We start from the raw sequence: 21802 nt of genomic DNA on the forward strand, positions 1-21802 counted from the left end.
GCCAGTGGAATCCCGTTTTGTCAACATGACCTAGCGAAAAGGAGGCCATGAGCCATCCGCTGCTCCTCTGGATCTGTCGACGTCCAGATGGTACGGTTTTGCGCGAGGCCTGCAAATTCACCGACCATATCCGCATGTCGCGGTCTCCTTCCATCAATCGCATTTGGCTTTGTCAGACCGCGTCGGCACCAAGGGTCGCTGGATCAAATACTGCCAATCGCATCTCATGCGCGACACCGCAGGGATAGAAGCCCGCCTTGTACACAGAAAATATATCCTCAAGCAGCGGGACTCCGTCACGGACATATCTGCCGACAGCAATCCCCTTGAGCATCTCCAGGCTATCATAGGCAACCGTCAGCCAGAACTCTTCCTTCGCGGTGATTGTCTTGCGAATCCTTTTCTTGCGCAACTCGCGTTCGAAATCCGCCATGGCATTCCATTGCTCATCGGCAGCGGCGTCGACAAGGTTCCGGCCTCCCCGGGCTTCGGGGGTCGACCAGAACTCGGCGAGCGTCTGTTCGACGACATCATGCCAGATCCGATAGCCAGGCGGCGGATTCTGATCGTTTTCCAAAGTCATGGCCTCGGCAAGATCGCGAATGACCGCCGAGCCGGCGGGCAGCAACTCCGGTTTGGCGCCGGAAAAAAGGTATTCGCTGCCGAAAAACCGAACCGGCTCAAGCACAAAATCGGTGTTCATGGCGAAAGCATCCCGTACGGCTAGTCGATGCGCGGTATCGCGGATCGAGCTTGTCGGATCAGATTCTGCACGACGACTGGCCCTGCGGCCAGAACCGGAGAGAAACGAGCGTAGTCATCCGAAGTAGCGTTTCTTACGCTGTCATCGCCATCATAAAGCGTACCGCCGATAAGATGGAAACAAAGCTCCCTGTCCCGCTCGTTCAGCGGCGAATGTCCGATAACAGTCCAGATTTTCTTGCTCGTGACATTCTTGATGCTTGGATAAAGGACCCTGACATCAGCATTGCCCATTTTCATTGCCAGATATTCCCCTTCAACAGGTCGGACCTGTTCGGCGTCTTCGAACCAGCCAGGATATATCACGATTCCCATCGTGTCTTTATTCCATTGCGAGATCCAGATGATCTTTGCGGCAACAAAAAAATCATCGACTGGAATTCGCAGAATATCGCCCGTTTTCACTTCTATCCTCTTGGTACCCATGCGATAATGCGCTGCTAGCGCCGTTCTCTGAGCGTTTTTCCGGCGAAATCCACCAGCAATTCCTCCAGAGACTTGGCGCTTACCTCAATATCACTTTCATCCATGACTCCCATATCGACCTCGAAGATGGTCTCGGCGCCTTGCTTCATCAGGATCGCTACGCCGCCGCTGTCATCACCGATCATCACATAGTCTGGAAGATATTCCGCAACCTCATAGTCTCGGTTGCGCTGAGCGATATCCTCCGCCTCAAGAAGCGTAAGCCCGCCCATAGCCGAAAGGCCGTTTGATATCGTCAAAAGCTTCACGTAAGCTGGCGGATTGCTTTTCCCAGATCCTCTTGCGCCGCAGCGATGTCAGCGGGATCGGCCGGGGGATGCAGCTCATACACTTGGCGAAGCAGCGTGACATCCATCATCTAGAATGCTCCAAGACTGTCGAAATACGAGTAGGCGCGGTTGATAACGGATCCTGGCTTCGGGAACTCCAGCCGCCCGCATCTGCCGCACCGCTTCGTTGAACTCGGTGCGGATATCGGTTCCAAAACCATACTGCCTGCGATATGCCCGCTGCGCCGCCGAAATCTGGGCATGTGACATGCCAGACGATGACGGCAGAAGGATGGCGGGCGCCTGGTTCGAATCATAACCCGGTACGTTCCGTCTTGCCCAGGCATCCTGGACGGATGGTGTGACTGGACGCGTCTGTCCGTCCGATTGTTGCCGTGGCCCGGCGCACGGTTCTGCTGCGGGCTTAGCAAACCATGCGCGTCAGCATCAGGCGCAACATTGCCGCCTGGCCTGTTGCGACACCCCGCCAACTCTAGCGGATCGACCCAGAAATTCGGATCGGTGACACAGCTCTGCCGCTGAAAGTCGCTCGTCACATGGGTTCTGGCCAGAAATATTGCAGCGGCGATGCGGTCGCCATGTCGGGCTATCATCGGTTCGGGAGATAGCCGGCCAAGTCGATCCAGTCAATCTCCCAAACCAACCCCTCGCGATAAAGTATGCGATGGGCCATTCGCTGCACCTCGGGGCCCGGCAGCGTCCAGACAGCCCGGTTTTGCGGGAGGCTGTCAAATCCGTCCGTCGCCAATCCCGTCACTCGCAGCTTTTCCTTTATCGTTTCGGCCAGAGAATCGGTCATGAAATTCTGCGGCAAGACATTGCGCAACATCTTGCCTTCAAGCACCGGGCGAAACCTGTCCGGCTCAAGCATCAGCCTTTGGCACGAGGCATCGAAATCCGTCCAGGTTTGCGTCGGTCGATCCGGCGTCAGCGCGGCAAACATGCCATAGTTTATCTCGCGCACCGGCCATTGCATCAGATAGGCATGGCCGGCATTCAGCCCGGCACCGGCCGCAAGCCGCCACCAATCGGCGGCGACCAGCGACTCGTCCTCGGCCGGGATCTGGGCGATCAGCGAAAACATGCTGTCCTTGTCGTCTGCCGCCGACAGCCGCGCCAGCATCAGGCTGCGCAGGGGAAAGTTGTTGTTCCCGTCCTTGCCCTTTTCAAACAGCTGGATATGCGCCGGCGGGTATTTCGCCTTTGGCGCCTGGGCAATCTTTTCCGCATCCGGCTTGCCACTTTTCGATTTCAGATTGGCATCGGTGATTGTCATCCGGTCCAGACGGCCGCCGAAGGTCTGGGCGAAAGCCATGATGACCTCGGAAGACACCGTGTGGTCGATATAGAAGGTAGCCTCAAAGATCATAAGATGTTTCGGAAATTCATCAGGAGAATATGCTACATTAACGTCAGAGACAGCCAAATCCCTTGGCAGGCTTGCATCACCGAGTCCCGCAATCCCCCAGTCACTCTTCTGCAGCCTCCTCAAGCCAGGCATCCAGGGCCGGACCGCGGGGATTTAACCGCAACGCCCGCTCCGTGTTACCGCGGTCGGGCGGCATGACCTCGGCAAGAATGATGGTCCCGGCCCGCTTTTCTCCGGTGCCAAAAAGCCCCTCGGCATCCAGCAAGGCCATCGCTGCCTCGGTCACGAACAAGCGACGCTCCAATTCCCAGCGATATTCATCTGCGTTCTTCAATTCGTGAAGGTTGGGCATTTCCGAAAATGCCTTGGCCACGTCATCAAAATATTCTTGACCGAACAGCCAATAGGGACTGTCCGAGTAAGACCATTTCAGCAGAGCCTTCCGCGCCTCCGGATTGGTTGCGTCCGCAGTCTCCCGATCCAATGCCTGCCATGACCATGCCGATGGATAGGGTGCAAGGCCCTCACCGGTGCTGACAAGCGTGCAGTAATAGAAATCCTCGGACGTTTCCTGAAACAACCTTGAAAAGGCATTCCGGGCGGCGGCGGCGATAATCTGAGCAAGATCTTGCGACATCAGGGCCTCGTGGCATCATTGGCAGCGGTGGCATTCAGGGTTTCGCGGCCGATGGCACGAAGTTCGCGGCGCAGAGCACTTCTGATCGCGCGATCGCCATAGCCTTGTTGCTTCATGCGGGATTCGACGCCATACAACCGATCGCGAACCGTCTGATGATAATCCGTGGTGTGCATATAGCCATGCGGATTGGGGTGGCCGATGGGAATGCCGTTCGCCGCATCATTGATGCCTATATTGTATTTGTCCAACAGATTCCGCGCATCAGCCGCGGGCGCCCAGCGGCCCTTGCTGCCGCCCGATGCGACGATATGCCCCGCCGCCTGACCGGATTGCACGGGCCGCCCTTCTCGGGCCATATTCGCACCAAGAATGCGAGAGTTTTCACCGCAGGATGCCAACCCCAGTGGATCGACCCAGCCATTCGGATCGGCGACATAGCCCTGCGGCCTGAGCCCGCCCTCCAGACCGATCGGGTCGGGCGAGAGATATTGCGTCGCATCCGGGTCGTAATAGCGGAAGCGGTTGTAATGCAGCCCGCTTTCGGGGTCCTGGAACTGGCCCTGGAAGCGGATCGGGCAATCGGGCGCCGCATCGTCATTGGCGGCGCGGCGGCGCAGCTCGGCCAGTTCGCCCCATAGCGACAGCTCGGCCCGCCAGACCACGGTGGCGCCGTCTTCGGAAAACATCTCGCGCGGGGTGCCGATATGGTCGGTGACGATGTAATGCAGCGCGCCGTCCTGCAGCTGTGCCAGCGGGCGGAAGCTGCCCGGCTCATAGACCCAGTGCCGGGCGCGGTCCCAGGCGGCAGTGCCCTCGGCCAGCGGCGCCTCGGCGATCAGGCGGTCGCCTTCCCATTGATAGGCCGCGCCCTCCTGGCCCGAGAGCCGCGCCACCCGCCGGCCCAGCCCGTCGTAGCGATAGCGCCAGTGCCGGCCGTCCGGCGTCTCCAGCCCGACCATCTGGCCCAGCCCGTCCCAGGACATGCGCCAGACCCGCGGGCGGAAGCCCGGCTCCTCGATACGCTTCTCGATCACCCGGCCGCAGGCGTCGTGGCGATAGGCGACCCGGCCCCGGCGGCGGACACGGCCGGCGGCACTCTCGACGGGTTCGGCGATGCCGGCCTCGATCACGGCCGCGAGGTTGCGGGCCGGGTCGTATTCGAACTGCCGCAAGGGCCCCGCATCGCGGATCTGCGCCACCACCTGGCCGCGCGCATCATAGCGGTTCTCGGTCAGGCCGGCCGTGCGGTCGTGGATCTGCGTCGCGCGGTCCAGCCGGTCCCACAGATAGCTGCGATGCAGCCGCGCGCCCATGCGCGTCGCGTCGCCGAAGCCGCTGGCGGCGCCCAGACCGGCCCGCGCCGCCTCGGGCAGGCGGGCGAAGGGGCCGGCGATCTGCTCGGCCAGCATGCCGGTAATCGTATGGCCCTGCGCCAGCGCGAAGCCGGCGCCGGAATGGCGCAACTGCTCCAGCCCGCGCGGGTCGTGGCGGAAGTCCAGCGGCTGGTGCCCGCCCACCGCCAGCGAGACCGGCAGCCCGGCCCGGCTATAGGCCGCCGCCAGGTGCAGCACATCGCCCGAGCGCGCCACCCGCTGCCCGGCCAGGTCATAGTCCGAGACGATCTCGCGCCCGTTCAGCCGTTCGCTGACCACGCGGCCAAGCGCATCATAGGCATATTCCACCGTGGCCGCGTCATTCTCGGCCCGGATCAGCAGGCCGCGCGGGTCATAGGCAAAGCGCTTCTCGGCCTGGCCCGTGGCATCCTCGACCCGCAGCGCCAGCAGCCGGCCCGCGGGCGACCAGGCGTAATGCCGCGCGGACCCGTCGGGCGCGGTCGCCGTCACCACCCGGCCCGCCGCGTCCAGGTCATAGCGGATGATCCGGCCGGAATAGTCGCGTTCCGCCACCACGCGGCCGGCGGCGTCATAGCGGTACTCGTAGCGCTCGCCCAATTCGTTGATGACGGCGGTCAGCCGCATCTCGCGGTCATGCTCCAGCTGCAGCCGGTGGCCCTTGGGGTCCACGGTCTCGACCGGCAGGTCGAAGGCGCCGAAGCGATAGCGGCGGGTGTTGCCGTCCGGGTCGGTGATGGCGGCAAGCTGGCCCTCGACGTCCCATGCCAGCCGCGTCACGGCGCCGTCCGGGCGCTCGACGGCGCGGATATTGCCGCGCGGATTGTCCGGGCCGCGGCTGACGTCATAGCGGGTCGCGGCGCCGATCTGGTCGGTCACCCAGATCAGCCGGCCCTCGGTGTCGGTCAGGCTGCGGATCTCGTTGCCATCCGGGTCGCGCCAGCGGTTCAGCCGCATGAGCGGGTCGTAGAAGAACCGCTCCTGCACGTCGCCGGGGCGGTCGACGCGCAGCACCTCGCCCTTGGGCCCGAGGCCCAGCGAGGCCACCCGGCCAAGCGCATCGGTCACGCCGACCAGGTTGCCCTGGGCATCATGGCGGAAGCTGGTGCGGTTGCCCGCCGGGTCGGTCGCGGCCAGCAGCAGCCCGTCCGGGCCGTATTCCCATTGCGTGACCGCGCCCTCGGGGTCGGTGGCGCGGATCAGGTTGCCCTGCGCGTCATAGGCGAAGCTGCTGCGCCCGCCCAGCGGATCGATCCGGGCGGTGACGTGGAAGGCCTGGTCCCATTCGGTCAGCCAGACCTGGCCGGTCGGGTCGGTCTCGCGCCAGACCACGCCGTCCTCGGTCCAGTCCCAGACGGTGACGGCGCCCTCGTCGCTGCGGGTGACGGTGCGGCGGCGGGCGAGGTCATAGTCCAGCGTGCCGCCGGCATGGCCGCTGTCGGACCACAGCCGCCGGATGCGGTCGCCCTCGCCATATTCGTAATGGACATGCGTGTCCTTGGCGTCGTGCCAGCCGGTCAGCCGGCCGAATTCGTCGTAGTCATAGCGCAGCGTGCCGGTCTGCGCCGATTGCACCTGCACCAGCTGGCCGGCGCGGTTGTAGTCCCAGGCAAAGGTGCAATCCTGCGCGTCCGGCGCATCCAGCACGGCATGGCGGATCAGCCCGCCCCGGCTGTGGACGGCCAGCGCGAAACCGTCGGAATGCTCGACCCGCTGCAACCCCTCGGGGCCATAGAGGAAGGCGATGCGGTTGCCGTTGCGGTCCTCGATCCGGGACAGGCGGCGGGTGGCGGCGCCCCCGTCGGCAAAGACCCAGAACAGCTGGCTGCGGCGGTCATGGACAAAGAACTCGGCCGAGCGGCGGCCCAGCAGCTCCAGATGCGGAAAGCGCAGGTTGTGGCTGAGAACCTCGTCGCCGGGCGTGTGGAAGACGATCTGCGTGCCTTCGTCGTTCTGGAAGGTCACCGTCTCGGCGTCCAGGCGCAGGTGCTGCGCCCAGGTGCCGGCCCAGCTTGCACCCTGGATGCCGGTCGAGTCGACCGCATGGGTGCGGGTCAGGACCAGCGGGATGGTGCCGGGAATGGCGATATCGGTGCGCGTCTCCATGAAGCGGCCGGTCGCCACGTCCACCGGGCAGCCAAAGCCGGCGCGGCAGCTGTTCGGCGCCTCGCCGTGGTGGGCATAGGACGGGTCGCCGCCCTTGGGCTTGCGCCCGCCGATGGGCAGCAGGTCGGCGGCGATCACCGCGATATTGGCCAGCCGGCTTTGCCAGCCCACGTCGATGGCCAACGCGATGGCGCTGGTGTCGATGTCGATGGCGATGGTCGGCACGCCGTCGTTGATGGTGCCGTCGCAGGTGGTCTTGTGGCCGATGCGGGCGATGGGCCAGTTGTTGGCGAATACCGTCTCGGCGCCCTCGGCGACCTTGGACACGGCATGGTCCGAACAATCGACCACATCGGTGACCCGCGCCACCGGCTTGTTCTGGAAATACACGTCGGGCGAGCCGGTCTTGATCACGCCCTTGTTGGTGCCGTATTGCCCGGCGACCGAGGCGAAGCCGAAGCCGATGCCGCCGACGAGCCCCGCCGCGCTGGCCGCCGCCACCGCCAGCATGATCGGCCCCAGCGCCGCGCCGGCCGTCGCCACCACCAGGACGCCCACCGCGACCGCCGCCACCGCGCCCAGCACCATGGCGCCCAAGGACCAGCCGCTGACATGGGCGATGGGATGGCCGACCGTCGCCGGCATCTCGCCGTCCTCGGCGATGCGCTGAAAGCCCATGGCCTCCATCGCCCAGCCACCCAGAGCCTCGCCGGCCTTGAAGCCGACATAGCCCGCGGCCATGCCCGCCACCACCGCCGCCGCCGCCGGCGCGGCGGCCGTCGCCGCGGCGGTCAGCACGGCGGTGCCGGTCAGTCCCGCGCCCATGGCCGTGCCCGCGCCATAGGCCGCCGCCATGGCGACCGGCGCCACGGTCAGCGTGTTCTGCACCGCGTCCGAATTATAGGTGGCGATGGCGGAATCGACGCCCTGCTCGAAACCGTTCGGCCCGGTCTGGGCATTGGCTGCGTCGATGCGGCTTTGGTGATAGTCGCTGAACTGCGGCGTGCTTCCCGGCCCGGCGTCCGCGCCGTTGCCGGTCGCGCGCCGGCTGGCGACCCGCGCGCCCCCCGCCGTCGCACCATCGAGCAACGCCCCCATCGCCTAGCCCTCCGCCCGCTCCAGCCGCAGGGTCGAGACGATGCGCCGCATCTCGGCCTGCTGCGCCGCGCTCATCTCGCCCCCGACCGAGGCGGTCAGCACCAGGACCTTGCCGCCCGCCGCGCCGACCGTGGTAATCAGCTGATGGATGGCGCCCTGCTTGGCGGTCCAGCGGCATTCGATCTCGATCGCCGGGGCGCCGTTCACCGACAGCTCGCGCCGGGCGTCGATGCGGAAATCCTTCAGCGCCTGCGCGGCCTGCTTGGCCTGGTCCTCGACATATTCGGCGAAGGCCATGCCCCAGGGCATGTCGTCGCGGGTGATGGTCAGCGACACGCCCGGCCCCGCCGGGTTCGACGACACCACGTTGATCGTCCGGTCCTGCCAGTCGCGCGGCAGGTCGATGCTGCCCTCGTTGATGCGATACATCAGCTCGCCGAGTCCTTGTTGAGATGAATCATGCCGCCGATCTGGTCCAGGACGCCCTCGGCCAGCGTCACCCGGGTCGAGCCGAATTGCAGCACGATGCCCTCGGTCGTCATGGTGATGGTGCCGGCGCCGACCTTCAGCACCAGGCTTTCGGTGGCCTCGGCGCTGATGGTCTTGGCGGTCTGCTGCATCTTCAGGTCGGAATGCAGCGAGACTAGCTTCTTGGCCTGGGCGGTGATGTCGTCATCGGCGGCATAGGCGATGACGCCGGGGCCCGCCTTGCCGGCCAGCGCCGTCGCGGTGATCTTGGTGGCCTGGCTGGCGCGGGTCAGCGCCACGGTCTCGGTCAGGTTGCCGCTGGCGACGGATTTGGTCTCGTCCCCGGTCTGCACGGTGATCGCGCGGTTGCCGTTTTCCACCAGCGTCGATTCGTTGTCCTTGATGACGCGCTCCATGTCCTTCTGCGCGTGCAGGAAGATCTTCTCGGCGCCGTTCGCGTCCTCGAAGCTCAACTCGTTGAAGCCCGAGCCCTGGTGCGTCTTGGTCTTGAAGCCGCTTTTCGTCTTGCTGGCCGGCAGGCCGTAGATATTGCCGTTCTGGCCGTTCACCACGCAGCCGGTGACGATGGGCTTGTCGGGGTCGCCGTCGATATAGTCGACCACCACCTCCATGCCGATGCGCGGGATGACGACGCCGCCCAGCCCGTTGCCGGCCCAGTTCTGCGCCACCCGGCAGCGCATCGAGATCGCGCCCTGAAGGTCCCAGTGAAACCGCACCAGGATGCGGCCGAATTCGTCGCAGTCGATCTCGCCCTCGCCCACGACCACGGCGGTCTGCGGGCCCTGCATCACCGGCACCGGCGTGCGGCGCGGCGGCGCCATCGGCGCGGTGTCGGGCATCAGCACATAGGCGCCGGAAAAGGCATAGCCGTCGCTGCCCGCCGCGCCCGAGCCATAGGCCTCGCTGACGAAATGGTGGCTGGCGGACAGGCACAGGAAACGCTCGCCGGTGCCCGGCACCTCGTCGCCGCCCAGCGTCACGGTCTTGCCGGCGCCCAGCGACAGGCAGTCGCCCATGGCCCGCACCCGCCGGTCGCCGCCGCGATGCTGCCGGGTGCGGCGCTGCGCGATCAGCCGGCCGGCGCCTTGGTCGGCGAAATCGCCCGGATATTCATAGCTTTCCAGCTGGCCGAGCGCATGGGCGGCGTCGCCCATCTGGTCGACCTCCATCGCCGCCGTCGGGGTCTTGAAGTTATAGTCGATCAGCCGCGTCGCGCCGGTGGTCAGGTTGCGCTCGGCCGACCAGTCCCAGAAATGCTCGCCCTCGGCCTGGTGGTGGCCGTCGTAGGATTTATAGGGCCTTGTGCCGATGCTGTCATGCGCCAGCACGTCGTCGGTCATCACCATGCTGTGGCTGCCCGGCGCGTGGCGGAAATGGAAGCTGATGCCGTGCCGCTCCAGCTGGCGGCGGGCGAAATCCATGTCGGATTCGCGGTATTGCACGGTATATTCCAGCACCGGGTAATCCTCGGACAGCTGGAACTCATAGGCCGGATCGCCCAGGCCCGCGTATTCGGCGAAAAGCTCGGTCAGGATCTGGACCACGGTCTTGTTGTGAAAGATGCGCTGGTTCTGCCGCCGGCTCGCCAGCCACAGCCAGGGCCGCAGCACCAGGTCGTAGCGGTGGCCGTTCTCGCCCACCCCGGACCAGCGCGCTTGCGTGACCATGCCGTCGAAGGCCCGGGGTCCGTCGCGCGATTCGATCTCGACCGTGGCATGGGTGCCGATCAACGCGTCGAAATCGACCTTGCCGTGGCTGGCCAGCGCCTCGACGCGATATTCGAACAGCTCGTTCACATGGTCCGAGCCGTCCAGCCGCAGCAGCACCAGCTCATCAGCGCCAAGCGCGGTGGTCAGCCGGCCCAGCCGGCCCGCCTGCTTGAAAGGAATATTCACAAATGCCTCCTGACCAAAGTGAACACGGAAGGCTCGGATCGAATGCAGCGGCATGTTAGCCGGATTTCCGGTCGGGTCAAACCGTGAGCGCCCTGGACGGTAAATCTGCCTAGGTCGGGCCAATTCCATATCGTGGAATTCCTATGTCCTGCGACTGGCGGCATGGGGCGATTTTTTCGGCGGGGAATGAATTTCCGCTTGCACATCTGCGTGCGCTTCCGCGACAAACGGGCAGAAGCGGCTTTTCTGCGCTCCACATCGTGGAACGCGAACCGGGAAGGGGAGATCCCGACTGCCGACGGAGGGACGATATGCAACTGACCGACACCGCCCCCGAGGGTGAGCTGGCCCTGGGCGGCATCGAGGCCCTGGCCGAGCCGAAACGCGCCGAGCCCTGGATGCGGCCCATCGAGATCGCCGCCGCCGGCCTGTTGCTGGTGATGATCGTCACCGTGCTCGCCAACGTGTTTTTCCGCTATGTCCTGCACAAGCCGCTGATCTGGGGCGACGAGGTCGCCTCGCTCAGCTTCATCTGGATGGCGATGCTGGGCGCGGCGCTGGCCGTCGACCGGCATGAACACATGCGGCTGACCGTCTTCCTGCCGCTGCTGCCCGAGCGCGTCGCTCGCGTGGCCGAGATCGCCGGGCAGGTGCTGGTCTGCGTGCTGCTGCTGCGGCTGCTGCCGGTCGCGGTCGAATACGCCTATGAGGAAAGTTTCGTCACCTCGCCCGCCTTGCAGATCCCGATGTCCTGGCGCGCCTCGGCGATTCCGGCCGGGATCGGGCTGATGGCGGTGCTGATGGTGATCTCGGTCCTGCGCTCGCGCGAGTGGCGGGCGATTGCCGGCACGCTGATCGTGACCGGCGCGCTGGTCGCGCTGTGCTGGTGGCTGAAGCCGTCGCTGCTGTCCATCGGCAACTGGAACCTGCCGATCTGGCTGGGGCTGCTGGTGGCGGCGCTCTTGTGCATCGGCGTGCCCATCGCCTTCTGCTTCGCGCTGGGAACGCTGGCCTATCTGACCTTCGCCAGCCACGCGCCCGTCTTCGTCATGCTGGGCCGCATCGACGAGGGTATGTCGGCGCTGATCCTGCTGTCGGTGCCGGTCTTCGTCCTCTTGGGCTGCATCCTCGACGCCACCGGCATGGGCAAGGCCATCGTGAATTTCCTCGCCTCGCTTCTGGGCCACGTCAAGGCGGGGATGAGCTATGTTCTGCTGGGCTCGATGTTCCTGGTCTCGGGGATTTCGGGCTCCAAGGTCTCGGACATGGCGACGGTCGCCCCGGCGCTGTTCCCGGAAATGCGCCGGCGCGGCCACTCGCCGTCCGAGATGACGGCGCTGCTGGCGACCGGCGCCGCCATGGCCGACACCGTGCCGCCCTCCATCGTGCTGATCGTGCTGGGCTCGGTCGCGGGCGTTTCCATCGCCGGGCTTTTCACCAGCGGCTTTGCCATCGCCATGGTGCTGCTCGTCATGCTGGCGGTCCTGGCGCGCTGGAAGGCCCGGACCGAGGACATGGCGGGAGTCCGCCGCGCCGGCCTGGGCGTGATCGGCAAGACCGCGATCGTCGCGGTGCCGGCGCTGGTCTTGCCCTTCATGATCCGCAGCCTGGTCGCCGGCGGCGTCGCCACCGCGACCGAGGTCTCGACCATCGCCGTGGTCTATGCCTTCATCATCGGCATCGTGCTCTATGGCGGCATCCCGCTGCGCAAGATGGGCACCATGCTGGTCGAGACCGCCGCCATGTCGGGCGCGATCCTGCTGATCCTGGGCGCGGCCAGCGCCATGGCTTGGGCGCTGACGCAATCGGGCTTTGCCCGCGACCTGATGACCATCGTCACCGGCCTGCCCGGCGGCTGGGTCGTGTTCATGCTGGCCAGCATCGTGATCTTCCTGGTGCTGGGCTGCTTCCTGGAAGGGCTGCCGGCCATCGTGCTGCTGGCGCCGATCATGTTCCCGATCTCGCGCGGGCTGGGCATCCACGACATCCATTACGCCATGGTCATCGTCACGGCGATGAACATCGGGCTGATGGCGCCGCCCATCGGCATCGGCTTCTACATCGCCTGCAAGATCGCCAATGTCCCGGCCGACCAGGTCATGCGCAAGATCTGGCCCTATCTCGCCGCGCTGCTGGTGGGGCTTCTGGCCATCGCCGCCGTGCCGTGGTTCTCGACCGCACTGCTTTGACAAGACAACTGGGAGGAGGAAACCCGATGATCACCAACCGCCGCACCATCCTGCTGGGCGCCGCCGCGGGCGCGCTGGCCGCGCCCTTCATCCGGCCCGGCCGGGCCATGGCCGCCGAGTTCAGCTACAAGATCGCGAACAACCAGCCGCTGGAGCATCCCAGCAACGTCCGGCTGGGCGAGGCGGTGAAGGCGATCCTGGAAGAAACCTCGGGCGCGGTGGACATCCAGATCTTCCCGTCGAACCAGCTGGGCGCCGATACCGACGTGCTGGGCCAGCTGCGCTCGGGCGGGGTCGAGTTCTTCCAGCTGTCGCCGATCATCCTGTCGACGCTGGTGCCGAACGCCTCGATCAACGGCGTGGGCTTCGCCTTCCCGGATTACGACACCGTCTGGAAGGCGATGGACGGCGAGCTGGGTGCCTATGAGCGCGGCCAGATCGAGGGTGCGGGCCTGGTGGTGATGGAAAAGATCTGGGACAACGGCTTCCGCCAGACCACCAGCTCGACCAAGCCCATCGTGGCGCCGGCCGATCTGGAAGGCTTCAAGATCCGCGTGCCGGTCAGCCCGCTCTGGACCTCGCTCTATTCGGCCTTCGGTGCGGCGCCGGCCTCGATCAACTTCGCCGAGGTCTATACCGCGCTGCAGACCGGCATCGTCGACGGCCAGGAAAACCCGCTGGCGATCATGAAGGTCGCCAAGCTGTGGGAGGTGCAGAAGTATCTCTCGATGACCAACCACATGTGGGACGGCTTCTGGCTTCTGGGCAACCGCCGCGCCTGGGCCGCCCTGGGCGAGGCGCATCAGGCCGTGGTCGCCAAGCATTTCAACGAAGGCGCCATGAAACAGCGCGCCGACGTGATGGAGCTGAACGCCAGCCTGCGCGGCGACCTGGAAAGCAACGGCTTCACCTTCAACGACGTGGACCCGAAACCCTTCGAGGAGAAGCTGCGCGAGGCCGGCTTCTATGCCGAGTGGAAGAAGACCTATGGCGACGAGGCCTGGGCGATCCTGGAAGCCGCCGTCGGGCGGCAGCTGGCCTGATGCGGGATGCGCCCGATACCGGCGGCACGCAGGCGGTGGCGCGCGCGCTGTCGCTGTTGTCGCTGGTCGGGCGCGGCGCCGCGCAGGGGCTGGGGCTGGCCGAGCTGGCCCAGGCCACGCATCTGCCGCCGCCGACCGCGCGGCGGCTGCTCTTGGCGCTGGCCTCGGCGCGGATGGTCGAGCAGGACCGGGCCACGCGCCGCTATCACCTGGGCCCCGAGGCCTATCTGCTGGCGCGCTTTGCCGAGGAGCGCCACGGCATCCTGCACCACGCGCGCGACTCGATGCTGCGGCTGGCGCGCGACACCGGCGACACGGTGCTGCTGACCGTGCCGCAGGGCGACCATACCCTGTGCCTGGAGCGGATCGAGGGCGATTTCCCGGTCCGCACCCATGCGCTGATGAAGGGCGACCGCAAGCCGGCGGGGGTCGGCGCCGGCGCCATGGCGATCCTGGCCGCCCTGCCCCCGGCCGAGGCCGAGGCCCTGCTGGCGCAGGTCCGGCCGCTGGTCGGCGATCTGGCCCCGGTCCTGGCCGAGGATCTGGCGGCCGCGCGCGCGGCGGGCCATGCGCTGAACCCGGGCCGGATCGTCTCCGGATCCTGGGGCCTGGGCGTCGCGATCCTGTGGCCGGACGGCCGCCCCGCCGGGGCGCTGTCCGTCGCCGCCATCGAGAACCGCATGGGCTTCCTCCGGCAAGCCGAACTTGTCGCCGCCTTGCAGCGCGAGGCGCATCTGATCGGGCAGCGGCTGGCCGCCCTTGAACCGCAAAGGAACCTCTCATGACCGATCCGCTGATCGTCGGCTGGGCGCATACGAAATTCGGCAAGTCCGAGGCGCCCGACACCCTGGCCCTGATGGCCGAGGTCGCCCGCCCGGCGCTGGACCATGCCGGCATCGCGCCCGAGGCCGTGGACGGCATCTTTACCGGCGTCTTCAACAACGGCTTCTCGCATCAGGATTTCCAGGGCGCGCTGGTCGCCATGGGCACGCCGGAACTGGCGGGCGTGCCCTTCCTGCGCACCGAAAACGCCTGCGCCACCGGCTCGGCCGCGATCTATGCGGCGGCGGATTTCATCGCCTCGGGACGCGGCAAGGTCGCGTTGGTGATCGGCGCCGAGAAGATGACCGCGACGCCCAATGACCGCATCGGCGACATCCTGCTGTCGGCCAGCTTCGTCCCGGAAGAGGGCGAGATTCCCGGCGGCTTCGCCGGCGTCTTCGGCCGCATCACCGAGCATTATTTCCAGCGCCACGGCGACCGTTCCGAGGAACTGGCGATGATCGCCGCCAAGAACCACGAAAACGGCATGCGCAACCCCTATGCGCATATGCAGAAAGCCTTCGACGTGGGTTTCTGCAACACGCCGTCCGAGAAGAACCCGCTGGTCGCGGGGCCCTTGCGGCGCACCGACTGCTCGCTGGTCTCGGACGGGGCGGCGGCCTTGGTGCTGGCCGCGCCCGAGGTGGCCGAGGGGCTGGCGCGTGGCATCCGCTTCCGCGCGCGGGCGCAGGCCGGCGACTATCTGGCGCTGTCGCGGCGCGACCCCATCGCCTTCGACGGGCCGCGCCGGGCGTGGCGCGCGGCGCTGGACCAGGCCGGCCTTGCCGTCACCGACCTGTCGCTGGTCGAGACGCATGACTGCTTCACCACCGCCGAGATGATCGAATACGAGGCGATGGGCCTGGCCGAGCCCGGCCAGGGCTGGCGGGTGATCCGCGAGGGCACGACCCGTTTCGACGGCGCGCTGCCGGTCAACCCCTCGGGCGGGCTGAAGTCGCGCGGCCATCCGATCGGCGCCACCGGCGTCTCGCAGCATGTCATGGCGGCGATGCAGCTGGCGGGCGATGCCGGCGCCATGCAGGTGGCCGATGCGCGGCTGGCCGGTGTCTTCAACATGGGCGGCGCGGCGGTCGCCTCGTATTGCTCGATCCTCGAGAGGCAGAAATGACGGGTCCGGCAGGCGGTCTGGCCCCGGTCTCGACCCGGGTGATGAACCTCGCCACGCTGCTGACGCAGGCGGCGCGACGCGACCCGGACGGCGTGGCGCTGGTCATGGGCGAGGCGCGCTGGAGCTGGGCCGAGTTCGAGGCGCGCACCGACGCGCTGGCCCATGCCTTGCAAAGCCGCTTCGGCTTGCAAAAGGGCGACCGGGTCATGTGCCAGTCGCAGAACTGCATGCAGATGATGCAGGCCATGTTCGCGGTCTGGCGCGCCGGCGGCGTCTGGGTGCCGGCGAACTTTCGCCAGACGCCCGAGGAGGTCGCCTGGCTGACCCAGGCCGCGGGCGCGACGCTGATGTTCTGCAACGCCGCCTTCCCCGAGCACGCGGCGGCCTGCGGCGTGGAGACGCTGGTGTTTGGCGCGGCGGATTTCGGGTCTTCGGTGGATGTGATCACAGCCGACGCGATGGGCCGCCGACCGCAGGTCGCCGTGGTGGATCGCGACGATCCCTGCTGGTTCTTCTTCACCTCGGGCACCACCGGCCGGCCCAAGGCCAGTGTCCTGACCCATGGCCAGATGGCCTTTGTGATCACGAACCACCTGGCCGACCTGATGCCGGGGCTGACGGGTCAGGACGCCTCGCTGGTCGTGGCGCCCTTGTCGCATGGCGCAGGGGTGCATCAGCTGGTGCAGGTGGCGCGCGGCGTGAAAACCGTGCTGCTGCCCAGCGAGCGGTTCGACGTGGCCCAGGTCTGGGATCTGGTGCGCGAATGGCGCGTCTCGACCATGTTCACGGTGCCGACGATCCTGAAGCTGCTGGTCGAGCATCCCGCGACCGCCGCGGCAGATACCACGTCCCTGCGCTATGTCATCTATGCCGGCGCGCCGATGTATCGCGTCGATCAGCAGAAGGCCTTGAAAACGCTGGGCAAGGTTCTGGTGCAATATTTCGGCCTGGGTGAGGTCACCGGCAATATCACCGTGCTGCCCGCGCATCTGCACGAGGCCGAGGACGGCCCGGCCACCCGCATCGGCACCTGCGGCCATCCCCGCACCGGCATCGAGATCCAGATCCAGGACGATCACGGCCGCGAACTGCCCCCGGGCCAGACCGGCGAGATCTGCGTCATCGGCCCCGCCGTCTTTGCCGGCTACTACCAGAACCCCGAGGCGAACCGGAAAGCCTTTCGCGACGGCTGGTTCCGCACCGGCGACCTGGGCCATGTGGACGAGGCCGGCTTCCTTTATATCACCGGGCGCGAAAGCGACATGTTCATCTCGGGCGGCTCGAACGTCTACCCGCGCGAGATCGAGGAAAAGCTGCTGACCCATCCCGCCATCGCCGAGGTCGCGGTGGTCGGCATGCCCGACCCGCTGTGGGGCGAGGTCGGCTGGGCGGTCTGCGTCGCCACCGCGCCGGTGACCGAGGCCGAGATTGCGGCTTTCCTGGAACCGAAGATCTCGCGCTACAAGCTGCCGAAGCGCGTGCTGTTCTGGGACAGCCTGCCGAAATCGGCCTATGGCAAGATCACCAAGACGCTGATCCGCGACGAGATCGCCGCGCGCGGCCTGGTGGAGCCGGCATGAGGATGGTCCATCCCGGCCCGCGCGCCGCCGAACGCGCGACGGCGCGGCGCGCGCGGCTGCGCCCGCTGCGGGGCGTGCTGCCGAAGGGCGCGACCGTCATGCAGGCGGTGGGCGACCTTTTCGCGGCCCATGGCTGCAAGGGCGGCGTGCTGGACCTGGCGGGCGTGACCTGCGCACCGATGCGCTATGTCCTGCCGGCGCCGGCGACCGGCGGGCTGCATGCGGCCTGGTATTCCGCGACGCACGCGCCCGAGGGCCCGGTGCGGATCGACAGCGCCACCGCGACCGTGGGCTGGAAGGACGGCGCGCCCTTCCTGCATTGCCATGGCATCTGGGGCGGCGCGATGGGGCATCTGCTGCCCTTCGATTCGGTGATCGCCGCGGATGCCGAGGTCGCGGGCCTGGGCGCGGCCGAGACCTGGTTCGAGGCCCTGCCCGACCCCGAGACCGCCTTCACGCTCTTCACCCCCGCGGGTGACGAGGACGGCCGAGGCCTCCTGGCCCGCATCCTGCCCGGCGAGGATGTGGTGACGGCCGTCGAGGCGCTGGCCGCCCGCCATGGCATCGAAAACGCCCGGCTGCATGGCGTCGGCAGCATCGACCACATCCGCTTTGCCGAGGGGCATCGCATGGATTGCCACGCCACCGAATTGCGGCTGGCGGGCGCGCATCTGGCCGCCGGCCGGGCGCATATCCCCATCGAGGTCGTGGACATCCACGGAAATATCGCGCGCGGCAGCCTGACCCGGGGCGGAAACCCGGTCGGCGTCACGCTGGAGCTGATCATCGAGCCGACAGAGGACAAGACATGAAAACCGCCATCGTCACCGGGGGTTGCCGCGGCATCGGGCTTGCCGCCACCGAGATTTTCCTGGAGCAGGGCTGGCAGGTCGCCGTGGTGGACCGCGACACCGAGGAACTGCACCGCGCCTGCGACCACATCGACAACGTGATGACGGTCGAGGCGGATATTTCCGACCCTCAGGCGGTGGACGGGGTGATCCGGCAGGTCGTGGCGCGCTTCGGCCGCGTCGATGCGCTGGTGAACAACGCCGGCGTGGCGCTGTTCTCGCAGGTCGGGCAGACCAGCTTCGAGCAATGGCGCGAGGTGATGGCGACGAACCTCGACGGCGTGTTCCTGTGCACCCAGGCCGCGACCGAGGAACTGGCCAAGACCCGCGGCGCCATCGTCAACATCGCCTCGATTTCCGGGCTGCGCGCCTCGACGCTGCGGGTGGCCTATGGCACCTCGAAGGCGGCGGTGATCCACCTGACCAAGCAATTCGCCGCCGAGTTGGGCGAAAAGGGCATCCGGGTGAACTGCGTCGCCCCCGGCCCGGTCAAGACCAAGCTGGCCATGGCGGTGCATGCGCCCGAGATCATCAGCGCCTATTACGACGCCATCCCGCTGAACCGCTATGGCGAGGCGCGCGAGATCGCCGAGGCCATCGTCTTCCTGTGCTCGGACAAGGCCAGTTTCGTTTCGGGGCAGGTGCTGGCGGTGGACGGCGGGTTTGACGCCACCGGCGTCGGCCTGCCGGCGCTGCGCCGCGCCGCCGAGACCGCCTGAGAGAGCGGGGCCGGAGCCAACCCGGGCCGCTGCTTCAGCCCAGCACCTCGCGCACCGCCTTGGCGGTGGCGCCGGCGATGGCGTCGGCCGCGGCGCGGGTCAGGCACAAGGGTGGCGCCACGCCGGCCGCGGTCATGGCGGCGCGCGGGTTGATCACGCCCGGCTGCATGCAAAGCGCGCGCAGGTTGCCGTTGCGCGCCAGGTGATCCAGCGCCTTGAGGATGATGCGCGCTGTCGAGCGGCAGGCTCCAGGTGCAGGCCCAGATATTTCGACAGCGCCATCAGCAGGTGGACAGCGCCACCGCCGCCGTCAGATTGTCCGCGACCCAAGGCAGCCCGGCGTGGAACGCCTCGACATGCATGCGCTCGGTCACCGGCTTCAGCATCGCCAGCTCGATCAGCTCGGCCTGCCGCTCGGCCAGAGAGGGCGTGTTCGCGGTGGGATTTGCAAGAGATCATGGCCAGCGCAAGGCACCGCCTAATTAATTTGCATTGCAAATCAAACCAACTGCGCTATATCTATCGCATGACCCCGATTCCCGATCCCCGCGCCCGCTTCGGCATGCGCTTTTCCCTGCTCGCGCGGCGCTGGCGCCGCGCCATCGACAGCCGCCTGGCCGCCGCCGGCCTGACCGATGCGACCTGGGTGCCGCTGGTGCATCTGCACGAGACCGGCGGCGGCATCACCCAGAAGGCGCTGGCGCAGCGCGTCGGCGTCGACGGCTCCAGCCTGGTGCGCGTGCTGGACATCCTGTGCCGGCAGAACCTGGTCGAGCGCCGCGCCGACGCGAGCGACGGCCGCGCCCGGCTGATCCACCTGACCGAGACCGGCCAGGCGTGCGTGGCCGAGATCCTGCGCGAACTTTCCGCGGCGGAAGCGCCGCTGCTGGCCGGGCTCGGCGACGCCGAACTGGCCGCGATGCTCGACGGCTTCGACCGGATCGAGCGGCAGATGCAGGACGGCGAGGGCAGGCCATGACCCGGCGCATCGACGCCGCGCGCCATGTGCTGGGCCGGCGAAACCTGCTGGGCAGCATGGCGCTGAACCGCCAGCCCTTCCTGCGCAATTCGCTGCTGGCCGGCGCCCAGGCCGGGCTGGCGGTCGCCATCGCCCTGCCGCTGGCGCTGCTCTCGCCCTGGCCCGAGCTGACCGGATTTGCCGCGCTGGGGGCACTGGTCGCGCTCTTTGGCCGCTTCGCGCCGCGGCGCGGGCCGGTGGTGCTGGCCTGCGGTCTGTGCCAGGTCGCCGCCGTGACGGCCATGTCGCTGACGGTCTGGGCCGGCGCCCCGGCCGCGGTGCAGCTCGCCTTGCTGGCGCTGTCCTGCGGCGTCTTCTTCTTCGTCACGGTCAGCGCCGGCTTCGGCGCGCCGGGGGCGCTGATCTTCGTCTTTGCCGCCAGCGCCGCCATGGGGCATCAGGCCGGGCTGGCCGAGATCGCCGGCCGCGCCGCCGCCACCGGCGCCGCCGCGCTGCTGGCCTGGGCGATCTGCGTCCTGACCGAGCACCTGCGCCCGCCCGAGCCCGAGGACCGCCCCTTCCCGGCCGAGCCGCGCCGCCCCCTGCCCGAACGCCTGGTCGCGGCGCTGCGCATCATCATCGGCTGCGGCGGCGCCGCCTTCGCCTGCCACGCGCTGGGGGCCGCGCATCCGGCCTGGGCGGCGATGGGGGCATTGGCGGTGATGCAGGGTGCGCACCTGCACATCAACATGCAGCGCGCCGTGCAGCGCATGACCGGCACCGCCATCGGCGCGGCCCTCGCCTGGGCGATCCTGAACCAGGCCCCCGGCCCCTGGGAAATGATTGCGGCGCTGGTGGCGCTGCAATTCCTGACCGAGACGGTGATCGGCACCAATTACGCGCTGGGTCAGGCGCTGGTCACGCCCATGGCGCTGCTGATGAGCCACCTGGCCGCGCCGCAGGCCGACGCCGCCGCCATGGCGCCCGAGCGGGTGCTGGACACGCTCCTGGGCGTCAGCCTCGGCATGCTGGCGGCGCTGGTGTTCTCGACGCTCGACGACCGCCGGCGCCTCGCCCAGGGATGACCCGCAGGAGCTTCTTTGCTCCTCAAATACCCAAGGGACGTTCCAGCTCTCGACCGCGATCATGCAGCGCGCCGGCCAGGAAATCGATCACCGCCTCGACCCAGCGCATCATCCGCATGTCGCGGTGGCAGGTCAGCCAATAGGTGCGGGTCAGCCGCACCGCCTCCGGCAGCACGATATGCAGCTCGGGGTATTTCGCCGCCATGTAATAGGGCAGCACGCCCACGCCCAGCCCGGCGCGCACCGCCGCGAGCTGGTTGAAGATGCTCGACCCCCGGATCGTCGCGCGCAGCGAGGGATGCACCTCGCGCAGATAGTCGAGGCCGGGGGCGAAGATCATCTCCTCGATATAGCCGATGACGCGGTGCCGGCCCAGGTCGGCGGGCACCGTCACGGCCGGGCGGCTGCGCAGGTAATCCGCCGTCGCGTAAAGATGCAGCGTGTAATCCGCCAGCCGCTGCGAGCGATAGGGCCCGCTGGTCACCGGATCGAGGGTGATCCAGATGTCGGCCTCGCGCCGCGACAGCGACAGCACCTGCGGCATGGTGATCATCTCGGGCATGACTTGGGGAAAGCGGGCGATGAACGCCGGCAGCAGATGGGTCGAGAACAGGCTGGCAAAGCCCTCGGGCATGGCCAGCCGCAAGGGCCGCAGCTGGCCCGGGCCGGCGCCGCGGTCCAAGGGCAGCTGCAGCGCCGCCTCCTCCATCCGCTCGGCGGTCTCGATCAGGCGCAGGCTGGCCGGCGTCGGCTCATAGCCGCGCGGGTTGCGCTCGAACAGCCTCGTGTCCAGCGCCTGTTCCAGCCGATCGATGCGGCGCGAGACCGTGACATGCGAGGTGCCCAGCACCCGCGCCGCGCGCGACAGCTGCCGCTCGCGCACCACGGCGAGAAAGAATTGCAGGTCGTCCCAGCTGAGCGTCGTCATCTGTTCAAGAA

The 21802-nt window shown here is 67.4% G+C and carries 19 protein-coding genes and 1 pseudogene; 9 read left to right on the plus strand and 11 right to left on the minus strand.

Annotated elements, in window-relative coordinates:
• Nucleotides 1-172: 172 nt before the first annotated feature.
• The 9 genes and pseudogenes from E3D03_RS09875 to E3D03_RS09910 form a co-directional block, all read right to left on the minus strand.
• The gene (locus E3D03_RS09875) at nt 173-703 is read right to left on the minus strand and encodes a hypothetical protein (RefSeq protein ID WP_263566813.1); all 531 of its coding nucleotides are present in this window, start codon (nt 701-703) and stop codon (nt 173-175) included.
• A 20-nt stretch (nt 704-723) separates the two neighbouring features.
• Nucleotides 724-1188 carry a hypothetical protein gene (locus E3D03_RS09880; protein ID WP_263566814.1) on the minus strand — a complete coding sequence of 155 codons (465 nt, stop codon included), beginning with the start codon at nt 1186-1188 and terminating at the stop codon, nt 724-726.
• Between the two features lie 14 nt (nt 1189-1202).
• Nucleotides 1203-1496: a hypothetical protein gene (locus E3D03_RS09885; protein ID WP_263566815.1), complete on the minus strand. Its 294-nt coding sequence runs from the start codon at nt 1494-1496 to the stop codon at nt 1203-1205.
• Between the two features lie 75 nt (nt 1497-1571).
• Nucleotides 1572-1862: pseudogene (locus tag E3D03_RS21395) on the minus strand (hypothetical protein); the annotation flags it as partial.
• 265 nt (nt 1863-2127) lie between these two features.
• Entirely contained in the window at nt 2128-3030 is a 903-nt protein-coding gene (locus E3D03_RS09890; protein WP_263566816.1) for a hypothetical protein, read from the minus strand.
• The gene (locus E3D03_RS09895) at nt 3008-3544 is read right to left on the minus strand and encodes a DUF4303 domain-containing protein (RefSeq protein ID WP_263566817.1); all 537 of its coding nucleotides are present in this window, start codon (nt 3542-3544) and stop codon (nt 3008-3010) included. Before E3D03_RS09895 ends, E3D03_RS09890 begins: the two co-directional genes overlap by 23 nt.
• Nucleotides 3544-8103 carry an RHS repeat-associated core domain-containing protein gene (locus E3D03_RS09900; protein WP_263566818.1) on the minus strand — a complete coding sequence of 1520 codons (4560 nt, stop codon included), beginning with the start codon at nt 8101-8103 and terminating at the stop codon, nt 3544-3546. The genes E3D03_RS09895 and E3D03_RS09900 overlap by 1 nt, the downstream gene beginning before the upstream one ends.
• Before the next feature lie 3 nt (nt 8104-8106).
• On the minus strand, nt 8107-8532 hold the full coding sequence (locus tag E3D03_RS09905) for a DcrB-related protein (protein WP_062563857.1): 426 nt from the start codon (nt 8530-8532) through the stop codon (nt 8107-8109).
• Nucleotides 8532-10487, minus strand: coding sequence for a type VI secretion system Vgr family protein (locus E3D03_RS09910; protein ID WP_263566819.1), 1956 nt, complete (start codon nt 10485-10487; stop codon nt 8532-8534). The genes E3D03_RS09905 and E3D03_RS09910 overlap by 1 nt, the downstream gene beginning before the upstream one ends.
• Before the next feature lie 311 nt (nt 10488-10798).
• On the opposite strand from E3D03_RS09910, the gene E3D03_RS09915 reads away from it, so the two are divergent.
• The 7 genes from E3D03_RS09915 to E3D03_RS09945 are packed head-to-tail and all read left to right on the plus strand — an operon-like array spanning nt 10799 to nt 18820.
• The gene (locus tag E3D03_RS09915) at nt 10799-12676 is read left to right on the plus strand and encodes a TRAP transporter large permease subunit (RefSeq protein ID WP_263566820.1); all 1878 of its coding nucleotides are present in this window, start codon (nt 10799-10801) and stop codon (nt 12674-12676) included.
• 26 nt (nt 12677-12702) lie between these two features.
• On the plus strand, nt 12703-13719 hold the full coding sequence (locus tag E3D03_RS09920; protein ID WP_263566821.1) for a TRAP transporter substrate-binding protein: 1017 nt from the start codon (nt 12703-12705) through the stop codon (nt 13717-13719).
• Nucleotides 13719-14504, plus strand: a complete 786-nt coding sequence (locus tag E3D03_RS09925) for an IclR family transcriptional regulator (protein ID WP_263566822.1) — start codon at nt 13719-13721, stop codon at nt 14502-14504. The genes E3D03_RS09920 and E3D03_RS09925 overlap by 1 nt, the downstream gene beginning before the upstream one ends.
• Nucleotides 14501-15670 (plus strand): acetyl-CoA acetyltransferase, encoded by a 1170-nt coding sequence (locus tag E3D03_RS09930; protein ID WP_263566823.1) that lies wholly within the window; start codon nt 14501-14503, stop codon nt 15668-15670. Before E3D03_RS09925 ends, E3D03_RS09930 begins: the two co-directional genes overlap by 4 nt.
• Entirely contained in the window at nt 15667-17250 is a 1584-nt protein-coding gene (locus E3D03_RS09935) for an acyl-CoA synthetase (RefSeq protein WP_263566824.1), read from the plus strand. The genes E3D03_RS09930 and E3D03_RS09935 overlap by 4 nt, the downstream gene beginning before the upstream one ends.
• Nucleotides 17247-18062, plus strand: coding sequence for a PCC domain-containing protein (locus E3D03_RS09940; RefSeq protein ID WP_263566825.1), 816 nt, complete (start codon nt 17247-17249; stop codon nt 18060-18062). The genes E3D03_RS09935 and E3D03_RS09940 overlap by 4 nt, the downstream gene beginning before the upstream one ends.
• Nucleotides 18059-18820 carry an SDR family NAD(P)-dependent oxidoreductase gene (locus tag E3D03_RS09945; RefSeq protein WP_263566826.1) on the plus strand — a complete coding sequence of 254 codons (762 nt, stop codon included), beginning with the start codon at nt 18059-18061 and terminating at the stop codon, nt 18818-18820. Before E3D03_RS09940 ends, E3D03_RS09945 begins: the two co-directional genes overlap by 4 nt.
• Nucleotides 18821-18854: 34 nt before the next feature.
• Here the strand turns inward: E3D03_RS09945 and E3D03_RS09950 are convergent, their stop codons facing one another.
• On the minus strand, nt 18855-18977 hold the full coding sequence (locus tag E3D03_RS09950) for a hypothetical protein (RefSeq protein ID WP_263566827.1): 123 nt from the start codon (nt 18975-18977) through the stop codon (nt 18855-18857).
• Nucleotides 18978-19346: 369 nt separating this feature from the next.
• Here E3D03_RS09950 and E3D03_RS09955 point away from each other — a divergent pair, with 369 nt between their 5' ends.
• A complete protein-coding gene (locus E3D03_RS09955; protein ID WP_263566828.1) occupies nt 19347-19799 on the plus strand; it encodes a MarR family winged helix-turn-helix transcriptional regulator in 453 nt (150 codons plus the stop codon).
• Nucleotides 19796-20863, plus strand: a complete 1068-nt coding sequence (locus E3D03_RS09960; protein ID WP_263566829.1) for an FUSC family protein — start codon at nt 19796-19798, stop codon at nt 20861-20863. The genes E3D03_RS09955 and E3D03_RS09960 overlap by 4 nt, the downstream gene beginning before the upstream one ends.
• Nucleotides 20864-20885: 22 nt before the next feature.
• Here E3D03_RS09960 and E3D03_RS09965 read toward each other — a convergent pair whose 3' ends face one another.
• On the minus strand, nt 20886-21791 hold the full coding sequence (locus E3D03_RS09965; protein ID WP_263566830.1) for a LysR family transcriptional regulator: 906 nt from the start codon (nt 21789-21791) through the stop codon (nt 20886-20888).
• Nucleotides 21792-21802: the final 11 nt, after the last annotated feature.

The organism is Paracoccus sp. DMF (assembly GCF_004407025.1).
GTDB classification, from domain to species: domain Bacteria; phylum Pseudomonadota; class Alphaproteobacteria; order Rhodobacterales; family Rhodobacteraceae; genus Paracoccus; species Paracoccus aminovorans_B.

What these genes read in the sequence shown, in the direction of transcription:
- E3D03_RS09875 (WP_263566813.1), bottom strand. Translation starts at nt 703, where the DNA reads ATGAACACCGATTTTGTGCTTGAGCCGGTTCGGTTTTTCGGCAGCGAA.
- E3D03_RS09880 (WP_263566814.1), bottom strand. Translation starts at nt 1,188, where the DNA reads ATGGGTACCAAGAGGATAGAAGTGAAAACGGGCGATATTCTGCGAATT.
- E3D03_RS09895 (WP_263566817.1), bottom strand. Translation starts at nt 3,544, where the DNA reads ATGTCGCAAGATCTTGCTCAGATTATCGCCGCCGCCGCCCGGAATGCC.
- E3D03_RS09900 (WP_263566818.1), bottom strand. Translation starts at nt 8,103, where the DNA reads ATGGGGGCGTTGCTCGATGGTGCGACGGCGGGGGGCGCGCGGGTCGCC.
- E3D03_RS09905 (WP_062563857.1), bottom strand. Translation starts at nt 8,532, where the DNA reads ATGTATCGCATCAACGAGGGCAGCATCGACCTGCCGCGCGACTGGCAG.
- E3D03_RS09915 (WP_263566820.1), top strand. Translation starts at nt 10,799, where the DNA reads ATGCAACTGACCGACACCGCCCCCGAGGGTGAGCTGGCCCTGGGCGGC.
- E3D03_RS09920 (WP_263566821.1), top strand. Translation starts at nt 12,703, where the DNA reads ATGATCACCAACCGCCGCACCATCCTGCTGGGCGCCGCCGCGGGCGCG.
- E3D03_RS09925 (WP_263566822.1), top strand. Translation starts at nt 13,719, where the DNA reads ATGCGGGATGCGCCCGATACCGGCGGCACGCAGGCGGTGGCGCGCGCG.
- E3D03_RS09930 (WP_263566823.1), top strand. Translation starts at nt 14,501, where the DNA reads ATGACCGATCCGCTGATCGTCGGCTGGGCGCATACGAAATTCGGCAAG.
- E3D03_RS09935 (WP_263566824.1), top strand. Translation starts at nt 15,667, where the DNA reads ATGACGGGTCCGGCAGGCGGTCTGGCCCCGGTCTCGACCCGGGTGATG.
- E3D03_RS09940 (WP_263566825.1), top strand. Translation starts at nt 17,247, where the DNA reads ATGAGGATGGTCCATCCCGGCCCGCGCGCCGCCGAACGCGCGACGGCG.
- E3D03_RS09945 (WP_263566826.1), top strand. Translation starts at nt 18,059, where the DNA reads ATGAAAACCGCCATCGTCACCGGGGGTTGCCGCGGCATCGGGCTTGCC.
- E3D03_RS09955 (WP_263566828.1), top strand. Translation starts at nt 19,347, where the DNA reads ATGACCCCGATTCCCGATCCCCGCGCCCGCTTCGGCATGCGCTTTTCC.
- E3D03_RS09960 (WP_263566829.1), top strand. Translation starts at nt 19,796, where the DNA reads ATGACCCGGCGCATCGACGCCGCGCGCCATGTGCTGGGCCGGCGAAAC.
- E3D03_RS09965 (WP_263566830.1), bottom strand. Translation starts at nt 21,791, where the DNA reads ATGACGACGCTCAGCTGGGACGACCTGCAATTCTTTCTCGCCGTGGTG.